This is a genomic window from uncultured Dialister sp., from assembly GCF_900541605.1.
GTDB lineage: Bacteria > Bacillota > Negativicutes > Veillonellales > Dialisteraceae > Dialister.
In genome coordinates this window covers 1-16,054 of the sequence record NZ_UQKJ01000038.1, presented here as the reverse complement: position 1 = coordinate 16,054, position 16,054 = coordinate 1, and the positions used below count along the sequence as shown (strand labels likewise).

14 protein-coding genes and 1 other RNA gene are annotated in these 16,054 nt (G+C 50.3%); 8 read left to right on the top strand and 7 right to left on the bottom strand.

Annotation, left to right across the window (positions count from 1 at the left end; translation table 11 throughout):
* Positions 1–133 precede the first annotated feature (133 nt).
* Together QZR21_RS04175 and acpS are read right to left on the bottom strand one after the other, a co-directional pair.
* A complete protein-coding gene (locus QZR21_RS04175) occupies positions 134–1,663 on the bottom strand; it encodes an NAD(P)H-hydrate dehydratase (RefSeq protein WP_296099275.1) in 1,530 nt (509 codons plus the stop codon).
* A complete protein-coding gene (gene acpS, locus QZR21_RS04170; RefSeq protein WP_296099278.1) occupies positions 1,644–2,042 on the bottom strand; it encodes a holo-ACP synthase in 399 nt (132 codons plus the stop codon). The genes QZR21_RS04175 and acpS overlap by 20 nt, the downstream gene beginning before the upstream one ends.
* Positions 2,043–2,422: 380 nt before the next feature.
* On the opposite strand from acpS, the gene QZR21_RS04165 reads away from it, so the two are divergent.
* From QZR21_RS04165 to abc-f, 7 genes are all read left to right on the top strand, one after another.
* Positions 2,423–2,947 (top strand): HdeD family acid-resistance protein, encoded by a 525-nt coding sequence (locus QZR21_RS04165; protein ID WP_296099283.1) that lies wholly within the window; start codon positions 2,423–2,425, stop codon positions 2,945–2,947.
* 760 nt (positions 2,948–3,707) lie between these two features.
* Positions 3,708–4,154, top strand: coding sequence for a hypothetical protein (locus QZR21_RS04160; RefSeq protein WP_296097559.1), 447 nt, complete (start codon positions 3,708–3,710; stop codon positions 4,152–4,154).
* A gap of 15 nt (positions 4,155–4,169) precedes the next feature.
* The gene (locus QZR21_RS04155; protein ID WP_296097558.1) at positions 4,170–5,402 is read left to right on the top strand and encodes a hypothetical protein; all 1,233 of its coding nucleotides are present in this window, start codon (positions 4,170–4,172) and stop codon (positions 5,400–5,402) included.
* Positions 5,403–6,995: a hypothetical protein gene (locus tag QZR21_RS04150; protein WP_296097557.1), complete on the top strand. Its 1,593-nt coding sequence runs from the start codon at positions 5,403–5,405 to the stop codon at positions 6,993–6,995.
* Positions 6,996–7,118: 123 nt separating this feature from the next.
* Entirely contained in the window at positions 7,119–7,664 is a 546-nt protein-coding gene (locus QZR21_RS04145; protein ID WP_296097556.1) for a hypothetical protein, read from the top strand.
* 95 nt (positions 7,665–7,759) lie between these two features.
* Positions 7,760–9,079 (top strand): secretin N-terminal domain-containing protein, encoded by a 1,320-nt coding sequence (locus QZR21_RS04140; protein ID WP_296097555.1) that lies wholly within the window; start codon positions 7,760–7,762, stop codon positions 9,077–9,079.
* Between the two features lie 98 nt (positions 9,080–9,177).
* Complete coding sequence (gene abc-f, locus QZR21_RS04135; protein WP_296097554.1) at positions 9,178–11,064, top strand: ribosomal protection-like ABC-F family protein; 1,887 nt, start codon at positions 9,178–9,180, stop codon at positions 11,062–11,064.
* A gap of 91 nt (positions 11,065–11,155) precedes the next feature.
* Here abc-f and QZR21_RS04130 read toward each other — a convergent pair whose 3' ends face one another.
* The 5 genes from QZR21_RS04130 to ffs all read right to left on the bottom strand — a co-directional run bounded on the left by QZR21_RS04130 (position 11,156) and on the right by ffs (position 14,637).
* The gene (locus QZR21_RS04130; protein WP_296097553.1) at positions 11,156–11,407 is read right to left on the bottom strand and encodes an ABC transporter permease; all 252 of its coding nucleotides are present in this window, start codon (positions 11,405–11,407) and stop codon (positions 11,156–11,158) included.
* A gap of 4 nt (positions 11,408–11,411) precedes the next feature.
* Positions 11,412–12,002, bottom strand: coding sequence for a recombination mediator RecR (gene recR, locus QZR21_RS04125; protein ID WP_296097552.1), 591 nt, complete (start codon positions 12,000–12,002; stop codon positions 11,412–11,414).
* The gene (locus QZR21_RS04120; protein WP_296097551.1) at positions 12,002–12,328 is read right to left on the bottom strand and encodes a YbaB/EbfC family nucleoid-associated protein; all 327 of its coding nucleotides are present in this window, start codon (positions 12,326–12,328) and stop codon (positions 12,002–12,004) included. Before QZR21_RS04120 ends, recR begins: the two co-directional genes overlap by 1 nt.
* 97 nt (positions 12,329–12,425) lie before the next feature.
* Positions 12,426–14,366, bottom strand: a complete 1,941-nt coding sequence (gene dnaX / locus QZR21_RS04115) for a DNA polymerase III subunit gamma/tau (protein ID WP_296097550.1) — start codon at positions 14,364–14,366, stop codon at positions 12,426–12,428.
* A gap of 171 nt (positions 14,367–14,537) precedes the next feature.
* An RNA gene (ffs, locus tag QZR21_RS04110) (signal recognition particle sRNA small type) lies at positions 14,538–14,637 on the bottom strand.
* Between the two features lie 298 nt (positions 14,638–14,935).
* Between ffs and QZR21_RS04105 the strand changes: the two genes are divergently transcribed.
* Positions 14,936–15,757 carry an ABC transporter substrate-binding protein gene (locus QZR21_RS04105; protein ID WP_296097549.1) on the top strand — a complete coding sequence of 274 codons (822 nt, stop codon included), beginning with the start codon at positions 14,936–14,938 and terminating at the stop codon, positions 15,755–15,757.
* Positions 15,758–16,054: the final 297 nt, after the last annotated feature.

Genomic DNA, 16,054 nt, shown 5'->3' with positions numbered 1-16,054 from the left:
CTTCGAACCCTGTGCAGCTTTAAATAAAGTTATTTTTGTCGTTCACTATAGAAGCTAACAGCCCCATGCGAGTGACTCTATCCGTCAACACCGAATACCAACGGCTCGATATACTGAAATATCGCCCCCAACACTACTTTCCTTCCATCACCCGTTCCCGGGCCAGGGGTACCAGCCTTGCCAGGTCACTGGCCCGGTAGCCTACGGAAGCTTTTTCCGCCGCCAGGTCTCCTGCCAGGCCGTGGAGGTAGACGCCGGCCATGGCGGCGCAGGAACCGTTCATGCCCTGTCCTGCCAGGGCCGTGATGATGCCGGTGAGGGTATCCCCCATGCCGCCGGTGGCCATGCCGGGATTGCCGGTGGTATTCACCCAGGCCCTCCCATCGGGCATGGCGGTCACCGTAGGCGCTCCCTTCAGCACCAGGACCACATGGTTTTCCACGGCGAACCGGATGGCGCCGTCAATCCGTTCTTTTTCCACCTCCGCCGGAGAAAGGCCTGTGAGATGGGCAAATTCACCGACATGGGGCGTCAGGATGAGGCGGCCCGGGCATTTCGTGAGGTCCACCTGCTGCTCCTTCAGGGCATAGAGGCCGTCGGCGTCGATGAGGATGGTCTTATCCCAGCCCATGACCAGTCGTTTCACGAACTTCTGCGTTTCCTCCGCCCGGCCCAGTCCCGGACCGATGGCGATGACGTCGTAGGCCTTCGCCTTTTCCAGTGCTGCGCCGCAGTCCTTTTCAGAGAAACAGGGGCCCTCACCGATGGAAGAAACCATGAGCTCCGGGATTTTCCCTGCCAGCAGGGACGCCGCTTTCTTCGTGGTCACCACGGCCACCTTGCCGCCGCCTGCATAGAGAGCCCCCTGGCCTGCCAGGAGTGCCGCCCCTTCCATGCCGTCGGAGCCTGCAAAGATGCCGATGAACCCGTTCTTGCCCTTATGGCTCACCCGATTTCTCACGGGGAGAACATTAAAGATATCTTCCCTTTCCACCAGGCGCACCGGGAAATCCACCCGGGCCTCCTCCGGAATGCCGATGGGCGAATAGAGGAGCCCGCCTGTATAGGAAGAGCCGGGATAAAGCACGTGGCCCCGTTTGATAGATCCCAGGGCCACCGTGTAGTCCGCATCCACCACTACCCCTGCCGGTTTCCCGGTGTCCGTGATCATGCCGCTGGGCACATCGGCGGAAATGATAATGCCCTGGGCTTCGTTCATGAGAGAAATGAGCACCGCCTTTTCTCCCTTCACTTCGCTGGAAAGGCCGGTGCCGATCAAGGCATCCACGATGATATCGGCATCATGGATATAGGGCGCCCCCTCTTCCGCGGTACGGATGGAAATCACGGGAATTCCCATTTTTTCCACAACCAGTTTATATAAGGTAGAGGCATCGCTCATATGGGCCTCATTGCCCATGAGGAGCACCATCACCCGGGCACCCTTTCCCGCCGCATACCGGGCGGCCACGAATCCGTCGCCCCCGTTATTGCCGGTGCCGCAGACGACGACCGTAAAGGCACCGTCCCAGTGGACCCTGTCTTCCGTAAGACGCACAATGGCGCTTCCGGCGTTCTCCATGAGCACCATTTCCGGGATGCCATAGTCCTTCATGGCCATGGAATCCAGAAGTCTTGATTCTTCAGTCTTTGTGAGTATCATCACTGCCTCCTGCCATGACCACCACGGCTATGGCCATATTGTCTTCATGGGAAATAGAAATGGACATATCCCGGATGCCCAGTTCCTCCGCCCTCTTTTGGAAGGTGCCCTGGATATGGAGAATGGGGGCGCCCCACTTCGTCCAGGTCACAAAGGCATCCTGCCAGGCGGAGCCGAAAATCCCAATACCCAGAGCCTTCCCCGTCGCCTCCCGGGCACCCCAGAGGGCCGCATAGGACTCAGCCCGCTTCTTTCCTTTCTTCTCGCAATGGGCAATCTCCTCGGCGGTGAAAATCTTCTCCGCCCGAGCCGGAAACTTATCCAGGATCCGCTGCCACCTTTCTATCTTCACCAGATCCACGCCGACATACATAGACATAGGTGTTCTCCTTTCTATATGGAATATAATATCTTCCTTTATTGTACAGGAGAGGGAAAGGGGATTCAAATGATGGGGAAAAAGAACGTCAATAGCTGCAGACAGCACATCAAATTGCGATTTATCGAACTGTTGTGTTCGGCGCAGATGGGTAGAGCCATTCGCATGGAGCTTCTAGCTACTAGCAGCTAGCTGCTAGTAGCCCCCGCACGAATGCCTCTATCCGTAAGCATCGCCCTAACAGCTCGACAAACTGAAATTGGCAATTTTCCCTGGTTCCGGCTTGTCATGTGGCATTCTCTACAGAAAAGGACTATAATAAAGGTAGGAGATAAATAGAAGATTAGCAGAGTGTAAAAATACAAAAAGGAGCGATTGTTATGCTTTCATCGGCACTATTGTTAATCGGCAGTATTCTTTTTATCGGGGCCGGTATTTTCTGTATCGTACAACCCGCCGAATCTCTTTTGGCTGTTGGCTATTACATCGGATTTGTCATCGTTTTAGGCGGCGTATGCCAGCTTCTTCGCTTTTTCAAATCCGAGTCGGAAGAACGGTCGCTCTGGCACCTTCTCATTTCTATTCTTGATATTGCTTTTGGTCTCTGGATGGTCGTATCTGTTGGTTTTGCAGCAGTAGCTTACCTGCTGCCCCTGCTTTTTGCCCTCTACATCCTCATCCGTGGCCTGTTCATGGTTATCCTTCGGACGAAGAAGAAAGCAGCCCTGAAGAGCCCAGATCTCTACATGGGCGCCGCCATTATCCAGATTATCCTCGGTATTATTCTCGTTCTTCGCCCTGATGCAGCAGGGCTGCTCTTCATGTATATGGTAGCTTTGGCTCTGATCTGGACCGGTATCAGTACATTCCTGACCTGGAGAAAAAAGGAAAATTTGGATGAATAATGTAAATGGAAAAACCTGCAGCCCCTATTCCCAGCGCTGCAGGTTTTTCATTGCGTAAAACAGAGTCCTGCCAATTTCAGTTTGTCGAGCCGGTGGACCGCGCAGATGGGTAGAGCCATTCGCATGGAGCTTCTAGCTACTAGCAGCTAGCTGCCAGGAAGGCTGATTTGCCTGCGGCGCTTCCTATAGCTAACCTCCGTCGCCTACGGCGCCACCGCCGGGCCACAAATGGAAGGCGTCTTATTGTGCAGTAGAGACGCCAATGTGGGCCCGGCTCGAGGGTCCTCTGCAGGACACCTCGCCTTCCCGAGGAAGGAGGCTGACGGACAGCGGCTCTGCCGCAGTTGGATTCCTAACGACTCTAACCCTAAAACGTGAAAATGACTCTGCACGAGGCTCCTTCCTTGGGAAGGAGCTGCCCACAGGGCTGAGGTTAGCTGATGGAAATTGAAGGAAGCGCCGCAGGCTGTAGAGCTTTCCTGAAAGCTAGAGGCTAGCAGCCCTCGCACGAATGACTCTATCCATCAGCACCTCTTCAACAGCTCGTCAAACCGCAATTGGATAAGGACTTTAGATTTAACGCTCATCTTGGGCTTTCAGTGGCCTTTGTGTTTGCACCACAGGGCCTTTTACTTTATAATAAAGTTAATTATAGGCAAAATCAGAAAGCGTGATAATAGGGATTTTCTAATTCCTTTCAGGCTGACTTGTCTGGAATAAAGATTCATAAGATGGATTTTCGTCTAAGGAGGATTCACTGATGAAATTGAAACGACTGGCCGTCTGTGTCCTGGCAGCATCTCTTCTGGGCACAGGGGCTGTAATGAATGTAAGTGCCTTTAATCTGGGAAGTGTTCTTGGCGGCGTAGTGAAAGTGGGAGGCATCGGTTTTCTGGTTTCTAAATATGGAGAATCCATTAACAGTGCTATCAACTCCGTTATGATGAAAGAAGGCGCCGGTACCAATTATGCGACAAAGGTAGTTCCTATTGTCAGCATCGGAAATAATGGATATATCGGGGCTGCCCAGGTGATTGGGGACGCAGACCAGGTAGAAAAAGTCAAGGCTGTGGGACAGTTGGAAGTCAGTTGGAATGATAAACTGTTTCGGATTAAAGGATTAATTCCGATGGATAGTACCAATCCTTCTTCGTTCAGCCGGGTGCAGGGTGTCGGTGTTTCTGCAGTGATTGATGTACGTGTATAAGTGGGGGATGAGCTTATGTTAAAAAAAGCATTACTGGCAGCAGGAGTTGCACTTTTATTGACGGCACCGGCTTTTGCCGAAGAACCGGCGACTTTGTCTGACCGTATTGATAGAGTAGATGAAGTGATTTATGGCAGTGCCCAGAGCGGTTCTCTAATCAACCGGGTTGATAATGCGGACAACCTGATTTATGGGAATGGGAATACTTCTGCCAGTGGCCTTGATAATCGAATTACCAATCTTTATACGGATGTGGTAAAAAATGATGATGACGCGGCCCCATCCATGGCGACTCAGGTCAATGCCATGGAATATTATCTGACTGACGAGATAAAGACGGATGCTTTGAAGACCAGAATTGGGGATCTGGAAACAAAGGTCTACGGTGCAGAAAAAAAGGGCGCCCTGGACCAGCGCATGGCCAATTTGGAAAAGTCGGTTTACGGTGACCAGCATTTTGAAATGAAAAGCGTGGAACTCCCTGCCAATACGGTATTCAAGATTTCCCTGAATGATGATGTCAGCAGCAAGACAAACCAGGTGGGAGATCCCGTGACCTTCACCGTTCAGGAAGATGTAAGCGTAGGGGATGTACTGGTCCTGCCCAAAGGTTCCCAGGGAAGCGGTGTGGTGACGAAAGTCAGCCGCCCGAAGAGTTTTGGCAGGAGCGGAGCATTGGATGTATCCTTTGACCAGGTATTTTCCGTTGACGATGAAGTCATTCCTACGGTGCTCGGACCGGAGGCCAAGGAAAAACTGAAGATGGAGGCAGCGGCTGTCGGTGCTTCTACGATTGGTGCACTGGCTTTGGGTCCAATTGGGCTCGTGGGCGGCTTTTTCGTGAAAGGTAAGGATGTCAGCCTTCCTGCAGGCAGCACTCTGTACATTGAGACCCAGCAGGCAGTGACAACCAAAGGTCTTGTTCTTACCAATGGTGCACCGAATACGGTTCTGAGAAAACATATTGCTCGGACTGCGGCAGCTGGCCAGGCGGCAGAAGATAATAAGACCGGCGTAGAAGAAGCGGCAGACACGGCTGCAGAGAAATCAGATGCTGTAAAGCCGGATGCGAAAGAAACAGCAAAAACAGCCGCAGAACCGGAGAAAAAAACAGATTCCATGAATGAAAAGGCAAAACAAGAGCTGGAGTCAGTCCGGGATAAAACAGGGGAAGCCAGTGGAACTTCCACTGCGGGCAGCACGAAAGCAGAGGAAGAGCCTTCTGTGGTGATTGTGAGAAATAATTAAATGAAAAGAAATGAAATCAGAATACTGATATCCCTTGTGCTGGTTGCCCTGTTTGCCCTGCCGGCCCAGGCGGAAGAAGCGGTTCCACCGGATCCGGGAGACAGCGCAGGCTCGGTGGATGCCCCTCTGGTTTTTGATGCCAAGGGGGTAGCCCGGCCGGCAGATTCCTATGAAATGGAAGCGGACAACAGGCCGGCACCAAAGGCTTCTACTACTAAAAAATCGGATAAGGATAAGAGTAAGGAACCGGTTGACAACAGCATATCACCCCAGAACCCCATGTATGTGACGGCAGATCGTATGCGCTACAATGATACCACCGGCGATGTGGATGCTATGGGAAAAGTGGTTATCAAGCATATGCTGGATACCTACCAGACCGAATATCTCTATGGGAATTCGATTGCCCAGAAATATGTTATTCCCGGTGAAGTACACTGGGTGAATCCGACAACCCGCCTGAAGGCGGAGCGGGCGGACTACGATGCAGCTAAATCGGTAGGACGCTTTGAAAAGATGGACGGCTGGGAAGAGGGTACCTACTATTTCAGGGGGGCCAGCGGCGTATATGATCGAAATGCCAATAAACTGGTAGTGGAAAAGGGATATTTTACAACAAAACACGCAGTAGCTAAAGTCCCGGATTATCGGATTGAGGCTGAATCCATTGATATTTACCCCAATGACCACTATACAGCCCATAACGTAAAGCTTATGGCCAAGAATACCACACTGATTACTTTATCCAGTTATTCAGGGTCCCTGAACAGGGATGACAGTGAAATCAGCCTGTGGTCCCTGATTCCCCGTCCTGTTTTTGATAGTGATAACGGTATGGGACTCCATAATGAAATTGCTATTCCCATTGATAAAAATCCGGACTTTTTGTTTTACATGAAAAATAAGTGGTATACAAAATCAGGATTTAAGCCGGATGTGGGGCTGCGGTACCGTACGCCTGTGGGCAGCTTAAATCTGCATTATGCAGAAGAAGAAAGTACGACCAATGACGATGGCGGTATCTGGGTCAAGAAACGGCCGTCATTAGAGTTTGATTCTAACCATTTCTATATCGGGAAGTCCCGCTTTTATGTGGGAGCTTCTGGTGAAGCTGGGTACTGGTCTGAAAATAATACTAAAGGGTCATATAAGGGGTTTGATGCCTACATTTCAGGAGACCCATGGCATATCGGTAAATTTATGAATTTCAGCTGGAAAGCGGGATATGCAAAAGATTATTATGGCTATAGCCATAATATCCGGCGGAATGGCTATTATTCGCTGGGATTGTCTGGTGGATATGGTCCACTTGCTGGCTGGGCTTATTATACAGACCGTGATATCAAAGGATATACGCCTTATAATTATGATACCTACAGCAGTGAAAAACCGGTGGATATGGGGTTCCGGTGGCAGGTGACGCCGCGGGATGCAGTAAGCCTTGCCTGGTCCATTGATACGGTCAATGGAATCCTGAATCACCGTTACTGGACCTATTACAGGGATCTCCATTCCTTCTATGCCTGGATCCGATATGATGACATTGAGAAAGAAACCCGCTTCATGATTATGCCGAAGGATTTCAAATTCTAATAAATATTGGCAATCCCCAATTTCTTATGGATTAGTCGTTGCAAGTCCGGAGCAGCGTCTGGATGCAGGAAATCTTTCTGTAAACCACATATTCCGTGAGCCTGGAGGAAGGAGGCACTTCCTATGTCCCCTCTGCATAAATGGATGATACCGGCAGCCGGTCTAGCCGTGCTGGCACTCACAATATGGGGCGTTTATGGTGTAGGAACTGCCCGGAAGAATCTTCCGGAAAAAGAGAGGACCCCTTCCGCTGTGACAGTGAGTGAGGTACCTGATGAAGGAAGCTCCGGAGATGCAGAGCGGAAGTATAATGCGGCCCTCCATCGTCGAAGTGGACCTCTGGCAGATCCATTTCATATGGAGGCCATTCAGGCGGCAGGGGAAAAAGAAAAAATTTCTCTTCCTTCCGGAAATACGGGCCATGTTCCGGCAGGTAAACCGGAAAGGAAGGTTTCCGGCCAAAGGATGGACAAAGCTGATTACTCACAGCCCCTATTGAAAGGAATCCTGGCCTATAAAGGAGACCGGCGGGCTATTCTGGAAGTGAATGGCAGTACCAATGTAGTGAGAGAAGGGGAGCGTGCAGGTATATGGACAGTTTCCGAAATTCAGGAAAAAACAGTGGTTCTTTCCTCTGCCTCCGGCACACTGTTCCTTGGCACACATTAATGAAAACGGGGGGCATAGCTTTTTGCTGTGCCCTTTTTGCATGGGTTTCTATCAGTTCATCCTCTGCTGCGTCCCGGGATTCCGGTGAGATAGATATGGATTCTCCGGTCCATGAAACCGTTGCAAAAGAGCTGGCAGCAGGGGTTTTGCCATCTCCTGCAGAACCAATGGACGCAGGGGAAAAGAAAATGATTTCGGAAGATCGGAATTTCAGTCTCCACGTAAAAGATGCACCGGCGGAAGAAATTCTTCGGGCCTTGGCGGAAATGACGGGGCGGAATCTGGTATTTTCCGGCAATCTTGGGGAAACGGTGACTGCCAGTCTTGACCATGTTACACCGGAGGAGGCAATGCGTACCGTCCTTGCGTCCTGTGGGCTCTCAGCAAGGACAGAAGGAAATACGATGATTGTTTTTAATCGGAAGGTTTCCAAACAGGCAGGCATCAGTGCCAGAGCCTTCAGGCTATCCTATGCAGAAGCCCGGGAAGTGGCGGAGGGATTAAAAAATGTAACTGCCGGAGGAAAGGTGACATTCAGCCCTTCAGCCAATACGGTACTCGTCAGTGGTACGCCAGAGGAACTGATGCAGGCGGAAAGCCTTGTCAGGGAACTGGACGTACCGGAAAAACAGGTCAAAGTGGAAGCGGAAGTGGTGGCAGTCAATAAGAGCTATGCCAAAGAGCTGGGAATTGACTGGGATTTTAAAAGTCTCACCGGCAGTGCTTCCTATGACCGGGACAGCTGGACAGAACAGCATTATGTATTGGATGAAAATGGAGATATCAAGACAGACAAGAACGGAAATCCCAAAGTCCGGTCCATTGAGAAAAACGGATGGGATGTAACGGTTCCTGAAGGATATGCCGGCATTTCCTATGGACGGTCACTGACAGGACATCCCTATACCTTTTTCTTCCAGGCCCGCCTCAACGCCCTCTTGACCCAGGGAAAGGCAAAGGTACTGGCACGGCCGAATGTGGTCACCATGAATGGACGAAAAGCGGAAATTCTGATTGGCAGCCGCATTCCGGTGGTTGTAGAACACATGGAAAATGGAGTCAAGACTACGGCTACAGAATATAAGGATGCCGGCATAAAGCTGACCTATACACCCATTATCAGCCAAAGAAATGAGATTACTGCTGACGTACATGCTGAAGTATCTACACCGTACCTGGTGCCGGAAATGAAAGCATATCGTATTATTACCCGCTCCGCCAATACCATGGTTCGGCTGAGGTCGGGAGATATGCTGACCATCGGTGGACTCATAGATAAAGAACAGGCAAAGACCATGAGAAAAGTACCGATTCTGGGGGATATCCCACTGTTGGGGAAACTGTTCCAAAGTCACAGTACCACCACCGATGAGTCAGAAATTGTAATCATCATTAAAGCAGACATCGTGAAATAGGACGTCCTGTTTCGGATGATTTCATTCCGCATGATGAGGCATCGAAATTGTTCTTATTTTTGAAGATTATATATTGTTTGTAGGTTACAGGAATTATTATGGCAACTTTAAAGATCAGCGGATTATCAAAATCCTTTGGAATAAAAACTGTTTTTGAAAATGTATCATTTGATGTGAGGAGCGGAGAGAGAATAGGCCTTGTAGGGGCCAATGGAGCCGGCAAAACGACGCTGCTGAAGTGCATTATAGGTACGGAAGAATATGATAAGGGATCCGTGAAAGCCAGTGATGGCGCTATCATCGGCTATCTTCGGCAGGATTTCAATTATACCAGCCATACCATCCGGGAAGAAATGGAAGAAGCCTGGAAAGATGTACTTTTCTATAAGGACAAGATTGAAAGACTGACCAGGGAATTGGAAACGAATAAAAGTGATGAGAATCTGGTCAGGGAATACGGGAGAGCGGAAGAGCGGTTTGAATTTCTTGGGGGCTATGAATATGAATCGACGACAAGAAAGATCCTGACGGGTCTTGGCTTTTCTGATGAAGACTGGGACAGGGATATTCGCTTCTTCTCCGGCGGGCAGAAGGTACGAATCAATCTGGCCGCAGCGTTCGTACGGCATCCGGATTTTCTCCTCCTTGATGAACCGACAAACCACCTGGATATGAACATGCTGGAATGGCTGGAGGATTATCTCCGGTCCTATAAAGGGGGAATTCTTATGATTTCCCATGACCGGTATTTTCTGGATGCCGCTGCCACCGGTATTCTGGACCTGGAAAATCACCATATCCGTTCATTCCGGGGCGGTTATACCCGGTATATGGAAACGAAGGAGAACCAGGACCGGGCCTATCAGAAGGCCTATGATAAACAGCAGGAACACATCAAAGAAACGGAAGAATATATACGCCGCTATAAGGCCGGAATCAAAGCAAAGCAGGCCCGAGGCCGGCAGTCTCAGCTGGATCGGCTCGTGCGTCTTGAAAAACCGGTGCACCAGGCATCGCTGCGTTTTCATTTTGATCCGCCCCAGGAATGTGCAGATAAGGTGCTCGATGTGCTGCGGGTAGAAGGCTCCTATGGGAACCAGGTCCTATTCAAAGACCTGACCATGCATATCCGTAGAGGAGAAACCGTGGGGCTCATCGGCCCCAATGGAGCCGGTAAGACAACGCTTCTTAAAATTATTACAGGGGAGAAAAAACCGGACAGCGGTTTTGTGCAGTTGGGAAATAATGTAAAGATGGGTTACTATTCCCAGGAACAGGAACGGCTGCATCCCAATCTGACCGTGCTCGATGAGGTGCGGGATACATTTAACTTCGGGGAAAAAGAAGCCAGAAACATATTGGGCATGTTCCTTTTTCGGGGAGACGATGTATTTAAAACGGTAGGCATGCTTTCCGGCGGTGAGAAAGCAAGACTGTCACTGCTGTGTCTTTTTCTGGAAAAGCCGAATTTCCTGATTCTTGATGAACCGACGAACCATTTGGATATTCCCACCCGGGAAATTATGGAAGAGGCACTGAAGGCATTCGGAGGGACCTGTCTTGTGGTCTCCCATGACCGGTATTTCCTGGATAAGGTAGTGGGACGTATTCTTGACCTGGATCAGGGAAAGCTGACGGAATACCTTGGAAATTACAGCTACTACCGGGAAAAGAAAAAAGATCTCGAAGAATTCGAGAAGGACAGGAATGGGCTGGCCGCTGCGGTAGAAGAGGAAAAGAAAGAAGAGAAACCTCCGGAGAAACAGCACCAGCAGAAAGAGGAACCGTCGCAGGCAGATATTTCCAAATTGAACCATGTGGAAATGGAAATCGGGCGGCTGGAAGCGACGGTGAAGATGTATACGGTCCAAATGAGTATGAACCCGGAAAATTATTCCGCGCTTGCCCAGGAATATGAAGAAGCGAAGAAGAAACTGGATGACCTTTACCGGAAGTGGGATGAGCTGGCTGAGAAAACGGAATAGATAGGAAGTGTTCCGTGAAAGGCCCGCTTGTGAGGCGTTTCATCCCAATAAAAAAAGCAGCACTGCATGGACACAGTGCTGCTTTTTATTTTTACCCAACCAGGTCGAGAAGGGCAAGAATGATAGTACCGGGAACTCCAAATAAAGCGACCACGATACCGTGCATGGTGGTCAGGGTCATATGGGTGATGCCGATGGCATTGAGCAGCCAGAACAGAAGGCCGCCCATAATGATATTCCCAATGATTTTCTTTACGAAATGGGCGAAAAAGAAAAAAGCCAGAATGATGATAATGACACTGGTAATGCCATAGCCCCCCAGTGCACCTAATGATTCGATCATAGACTCAGATTTCCTTTCTGTTCTCTACGGCACCGGCCAAAGTCATTCCATCGGAAAAGCCGATAGCACCTCCAGCCGGGATGCCCCGTCCGATACGGGTAACTTTGATGCCGGAAGGTTTTATGAGCCGGGACAGGTAATAGGCGGTCGCTTCACCTTCGGTATCGGGATCCGTAGCAATGATGACTTCTTTCACCGTATCTGTTTCCAGCCGTTTCAGAAGCTCTTTGATTTTCAGCTGTTCCGGTCCGATGCCATCCAGCGGGGAAAGTGCACCATGGAGTACATGATAGAGACCGTGATATTCCTGGCTCTGTTCCAGTGCTGTTACATCCTGGGGCTGTTCCACTACGCAGATGACAGAATGGTCACGCCTGTCGTCACTGCAGATCTCACAGGGGTCTGAAGTAGAAAGATTGCAGCAGATAGAGCAATAGCAGACCTTGCTGCGGGCATTTTTTATGGCTGCCAGAAATGCATCTACGTCTTCCTGTGGACGTTCCAGCATAAAATAGGCAAGGCGCCGGGCACTTTTGACGCCTATACCCGGGAGTTTGCGAAACTGCTCGGCTACCTGTTCAAGTTCCCTGTTCATTAGAACATTCCGCCGGGGAGGCCAAGGCCGCCGGTAACTTCGCTCATGCTCTTCTGTACCATTTCATCCGCTTTTTTACCGGCTTCATTAACGGCAGTGGTAATCAGGTCTTCCAGCATTTCCGGATCTTCCGGGTCAATGGCATCTTTTGCAATTTTCAGGGAGACAATCTGTTTTTCTCCGTTCATAGTAAGGGCTACAGCGCCGCCGCCGACGGAGACATCGATGGTCTGCTTTTTCAGGGCTTCCTGCTTTTTCTGCAGTTCTTCCTGCATCTTGCGCGCCTTTTTCAACATATTCTGCATCTGTGCTTTATTTCCAAACATAATAGAATCCTCCTGGATTTTTTACAAAGTGGGGAATCATGAAAGCCATGGTCCCTGGCGGTAAGTTACCGATTTCCGGCTGATGCATGTTCCTCTCTTATTGATTAGTCTTTTCATATATATCACAGTCCGCCATGATTTTCAAGGCTTCGTTAAGTGACGGGTCGCTTCTATCTTTATCTGAAATCTGTTCCCTGGAGATCGGGCGGTATGGGTTCTGCTCCACCTTTTGGGGTATTGGATCCGGGTGTTGCGGTGTGACCGGTGAAGGGGCAGCCTCAGCTGTTTTTAAAAGCGTATAGGCGGAAGCCTCTTCTTCGCTCCCTTTCAGTACTGTGTGAATCTCAATGGGATGGCCTGTAATTTTGTTAAATGCCTCCGCCGCTACCTTCTGGTAGGATTTATTATTCCCCGCTGCAACGAGGAATGGCTGGGGGGCTGAAACGATGGCCCTGGTATAGGTACAGTAGATGAGAGTGCTTTTTCTGAGGCACGTATACACATCGATGCGCCGGATGGACATAAAATATCCCAGAACCTTCTGCCACAGGTCTTCATAGGTGGACGGATTAATAAGCGCTGCACCATTGGAAGCAGCAGGAGCAGGAACAGACGGACCGCCGGGAGCAGTGGTCGGGGGATCAGGCGCAGCCGGAATGGGCGAAGGCTTTGAAACCGGTGGGGCTTTTGGGAAATTTCTGCTTTCAGGCCCTGCTGCCGGGGTTCCTGCTGTTTTGGGAGGCCTCTGCTCCGGGAAGGAGGGAGAGGGAACCTGCGGCATCGGTTTCATTACCGGCTGGCTTACGGGCTGCGGGAAGACCGGTGGCACGGGAATGGTGGATGCAGAGGGAGCCTGGGCAGGGGCCATGGAAATGCGGCCTTTTTTCAACGATGCCAGCTCCTTTTCCAGCTGGGTTACCCGTTCGGCCAGAGAATCCAGTGACTGGGATCCCCGGATGCGGCAGAGGTGGAGAAGCCCCATCTCCGCGCTGAGACGGGGAGAGGAGCTTCTTTTAGCTTCACTTAATGCAGCGTGGAGCGCTTCAAACAGGGCATCCAGATAGGGCTCGGAAAGCCGGGACGCATCGGAACGGAGGGTCTCTACCTGGCTTCCGTACTGGGTCAGCTCCGGTGCTTTGGGATTGATTTTGCATATCATAAGGTTCCGGAAATGTTCCAGAAGATCCCGGAGAACGGCGGCCGGTTCTTTTCCGTCCTGCAGTATGCTGTAAAACAGGGAAAGGGTTTCCCCGCTTTTCCCATTAAATATATGGTGTGATAAATCAAGAATCCGATCTTTTCCTGTAAGACCGAGAAGATCATAGACTGCCCGGGCGTCAAGTACTTTGGATTCAGAAGCAGAAGAACACTGGTCCAGGAGGGAAAGGGCATCGCGAAGGCCGCCATCAGCTCGTACGGCGATAAGGTCGGCAGCATCTTCCGTCAGGGGAAGACCGCTTTCTTTGGCAATATACAACAGGTGGTCCCTGATATCGGCTACGGAGATGCGGTGAAATTCATAACGCTGGCATCGGGAGAGGATGGTAAGTGGTATTTTTTCCGGTTCTGTAGTGGCCAGGATAAATAATACGTGGGCCGGCGGCTCTTCCAGTGTCTTTAAAAGCGCATTGAACGCTTCCTTGGTCAGCATATGGACTTCGTCAATAATGTAGACTTTCTTCCGGCTCACGGCGGGAAGCGTGCGTACCGATTCTTTCAGCGCGCGGATTTCTTCAATGCCCCGGTTCGAAGCGGCATCGATTTCATAGACATCCAGACTTGCGCCCTCATTGATTTCGCGGCAGCTCTGGCATTCATTACAGGGATTGGCTCCATTGGGGTGGAGGCAGTTTACTGCTTTGGCCAGAATCTTTGCCATACTGGTCTTTCCCGTACCTCGGGGGCCGGAAAACAGATAGGCGTGGGCCAGGCGGTCCTGCTCAATGGCCCGCTGGAGGGGAATAGAAATATGCTTTTGCCCGACGACCTCTGAAAAGGTACGGGGACGCCATTTCCTGTATAATGCTAAATACGCCATAAACGACCTCCTGCAAGGACAAGCCCTTAATTCAAGAAAAAGCATCTGTCAGACTGGGATACGCAGCCATTTGACAGTATTATCACAGGGACTTATGTTCATCTCCTGCTATTATACAATAGAAGGAATTGAACAGGATACAAAAAAAGCTTTGCAGTCCTCATTTATGACAGCCTCCAGGATGCACCGTGTCACATGAAAAGGGCCACTTACGGCTGCTTCCTCTCGGACCTGACCGGGTTCATGGGATTTCATTGCACGGGGCCCGGAGACTGCCATAAATCAGTACTGCAGAGCCACAAATCATATTATACAGCATTGCAGGAAAAATGCAATACAGGAAAAATCAGGGGCAAGTGTTATGAAAGTGATATACTGGAGCAATTTATCATCGATTCGGCTTTTGAACGGAAAACCGGGATGTTGAATCAGTTTATAAATTGTAATGGATACATTATTGAATCTTTTACGATGTAACCGCCAATTTGGCCTTTCCTTATTGCGAATTACTTTTTTTACTTATATAATGAAGAGAACCAAAAGCAGCTGTTTAGAGGGAGGCGTTTTCTATGAATGGATGGAAAAAATCGGGTGTACTTTTACTGGCTGCCGGTCTCATGGCCGGGATCGCGGGCTGCGGAGCGGATAAGGGGGCTCCGGCAAAATCGGCTGCTTCCGGTGCACCGGCAAAGAAGGAACTGAAGGTGGCCTGCATTGCGACCTATCCACCCTTTGTATACAAGGATACAGAAGGGAAAATCATTGGTTTTGATGTGGATATCACGAAGGCCGTGGCCAAAGAGCTTGGGGCATCGGTGGTTTATGAAAGTATGCCTTTCAATGAAATGGTGCCGGCCCTGGTTTCGAACAAAGCAGACATCGCTGTGGCAGCCGTCGATATGACCCAGGACAGGGCAGACAAGGTTGATTTCAGCAATATTTACTACAGCAAGGAAAACGTATCCATCCTTTCCCGGAAAGGGGACAATGAAATCAAGGGTCCCGAGGACCTGAAAGGGAAGAAAGTAGCTGTAGAAAAAGGAACGGTTTACGTAGAAACGGCGAAACAGTACGGGGCAGAGGTCAAGGAATACGATTATCATGACCAGCTCATCAAAGCCGTAGAGGACAACGAGGCTGATGCCCTGATTCTTGATAAGCCGGTGGCCCGGTTCTACCTGTCCCACGGGGCTTCTGACAAACTGAAACAGGCGGGCATTATCAATGGCTCCGGCGGATTTGTCATGATGATCAGCAAGAAGGATGAAGGCCTTCGGGACCAGGTGAACGATGCCCTGGATAAGCTCATGAAGAGTGGGGAATACGATAAGATCTATGACCGCTGGTTCTCTGATGAAAACCTTAGTAAGGTACCGGATATGAAGAAATAATTTTTTTAAAAAGAGCGCTGTCTTTTAAAGGATGGCCTCTTTTTTTGCTCATACAGAGGCGCGATATTTCAGTTTGTCGAGCTGGTGGGGCTGGTGGTTGGGTAGCGGTCCACTCGTATGGATGGGGCTAAGGGTGGTGGGTCGGGCAACGCTTCGCTGGCCCGACCGGGTTGTGGCTTTGGGTAGGCTGCTGCCTTCCCAAAGCGGGGGCGTGAGGTGGGCCAGCCTGCGGCGCCTCCATCAGCTAACCTCCGTCGCCTACGGCGCCACCGCCGGGCCACAAATGGAAGGCGTCTT

Excerpts from the sequence above, each read along its gene's own strand:
- QZR21_RS04175 (WP_296099275.1), bottom strand. The coding sequence starts at position 1,663 with ATGATACTCACAAAGACTGAAGAATCAAGACTTCTGGATTCCATGGCC.
- acpS (WP_296099278.1), bottom strand. The coding sequence starts at position 2,042 with ATGTCTATGTATGTCGGCGTGGATCTGGTGAAGATAGAAAGGTGGCAG.
- QZR21_RS04165 (WP_296099283.1), top strand. The coding sequence starts at position 2,423 with ATGCTTTCATCGGCACTATTGTTAATCGGCAGTATTCTTTTTATCGGG.
- QZR21_RS04160 (WP_296097559.1), top strand. The coding sequence starts at position 3,708 with ATGAAATTGAAACGACTGGCCGTCTGTGTCCTGGCAGCATCTCTTCTG.
- QZR21_RS04155 (WP_296097558.1), top strand. The coding sequence starts at position 4,170 with ATGTTAAAAAAAGCATTACTGGCAGCAGGAGTTGCACTTTTATTGACG.
- QZR21_RS04150 (WP_296097557.1), top strand. The coding sequence starts at position 5,403 with ATGAAAAGAAATGAAATCAGAATACTGATATCCCTTGTGCTGGTTGCC.
- QZR21_RS04145 (WP_296097556.1), top strand. The coding sequence starts at position 7,119 with ATGTCCCCTCTGCATAAATGGATGATACCGGCAGCCGGTCTAGCCGTG.
- QZR21_RS04140 (WP_296097555.1), top strand. The coding sequence starts at position 7,760 with ATGGATTCTCCGGTCCATGAAACCGTTGCAAAAGAGCTGGCAGCAGGG.
- abc-f (WP_296097554.1), top strand. The coding sequence starts at position 9,178 with ATGGCAACTTTAAAGATCAGCGGATTATCAAAATCCTTTGGAATAAAA.
- QZR21_RS04130 (WP_296097553.1), bottom strand. The coding sequence starts at position 11,407 with ATGATCGAATCATTAGGTGCACTGGGGGGCTATGGCATTACCAGTGTC.
- recR (WP_296097552.1), bottom strand. The coding sequence starts at position 12,002 with ATGAACAGGGAACTTGAACAGGTAGCCGAGCAGTTTCGCAAACTCCCG.
- QZR21_RS04120 (WP_296097551.1), bottom strand. The coding sequence starts at position 12,328 with ATGTTTGGAAATAAAGCACAGATGCAGAATATGTTGAAAAAGGCGCGC.
- dnaX (WP_296097550.1), bottom strand. The coding sequence starts at position 14,366 with ATGGCGTATTTAGCATTATACAGGAAATGGCGTCCCCGTACCTTTTCA.
- QZR21_RS04105 (WP_296097549.1), top strand. The coding sequence starts at position 14,936 with ATGAATGGATGGAAAAAATCGGGTGTACTTTTACTGGCTGCCGGTCTC.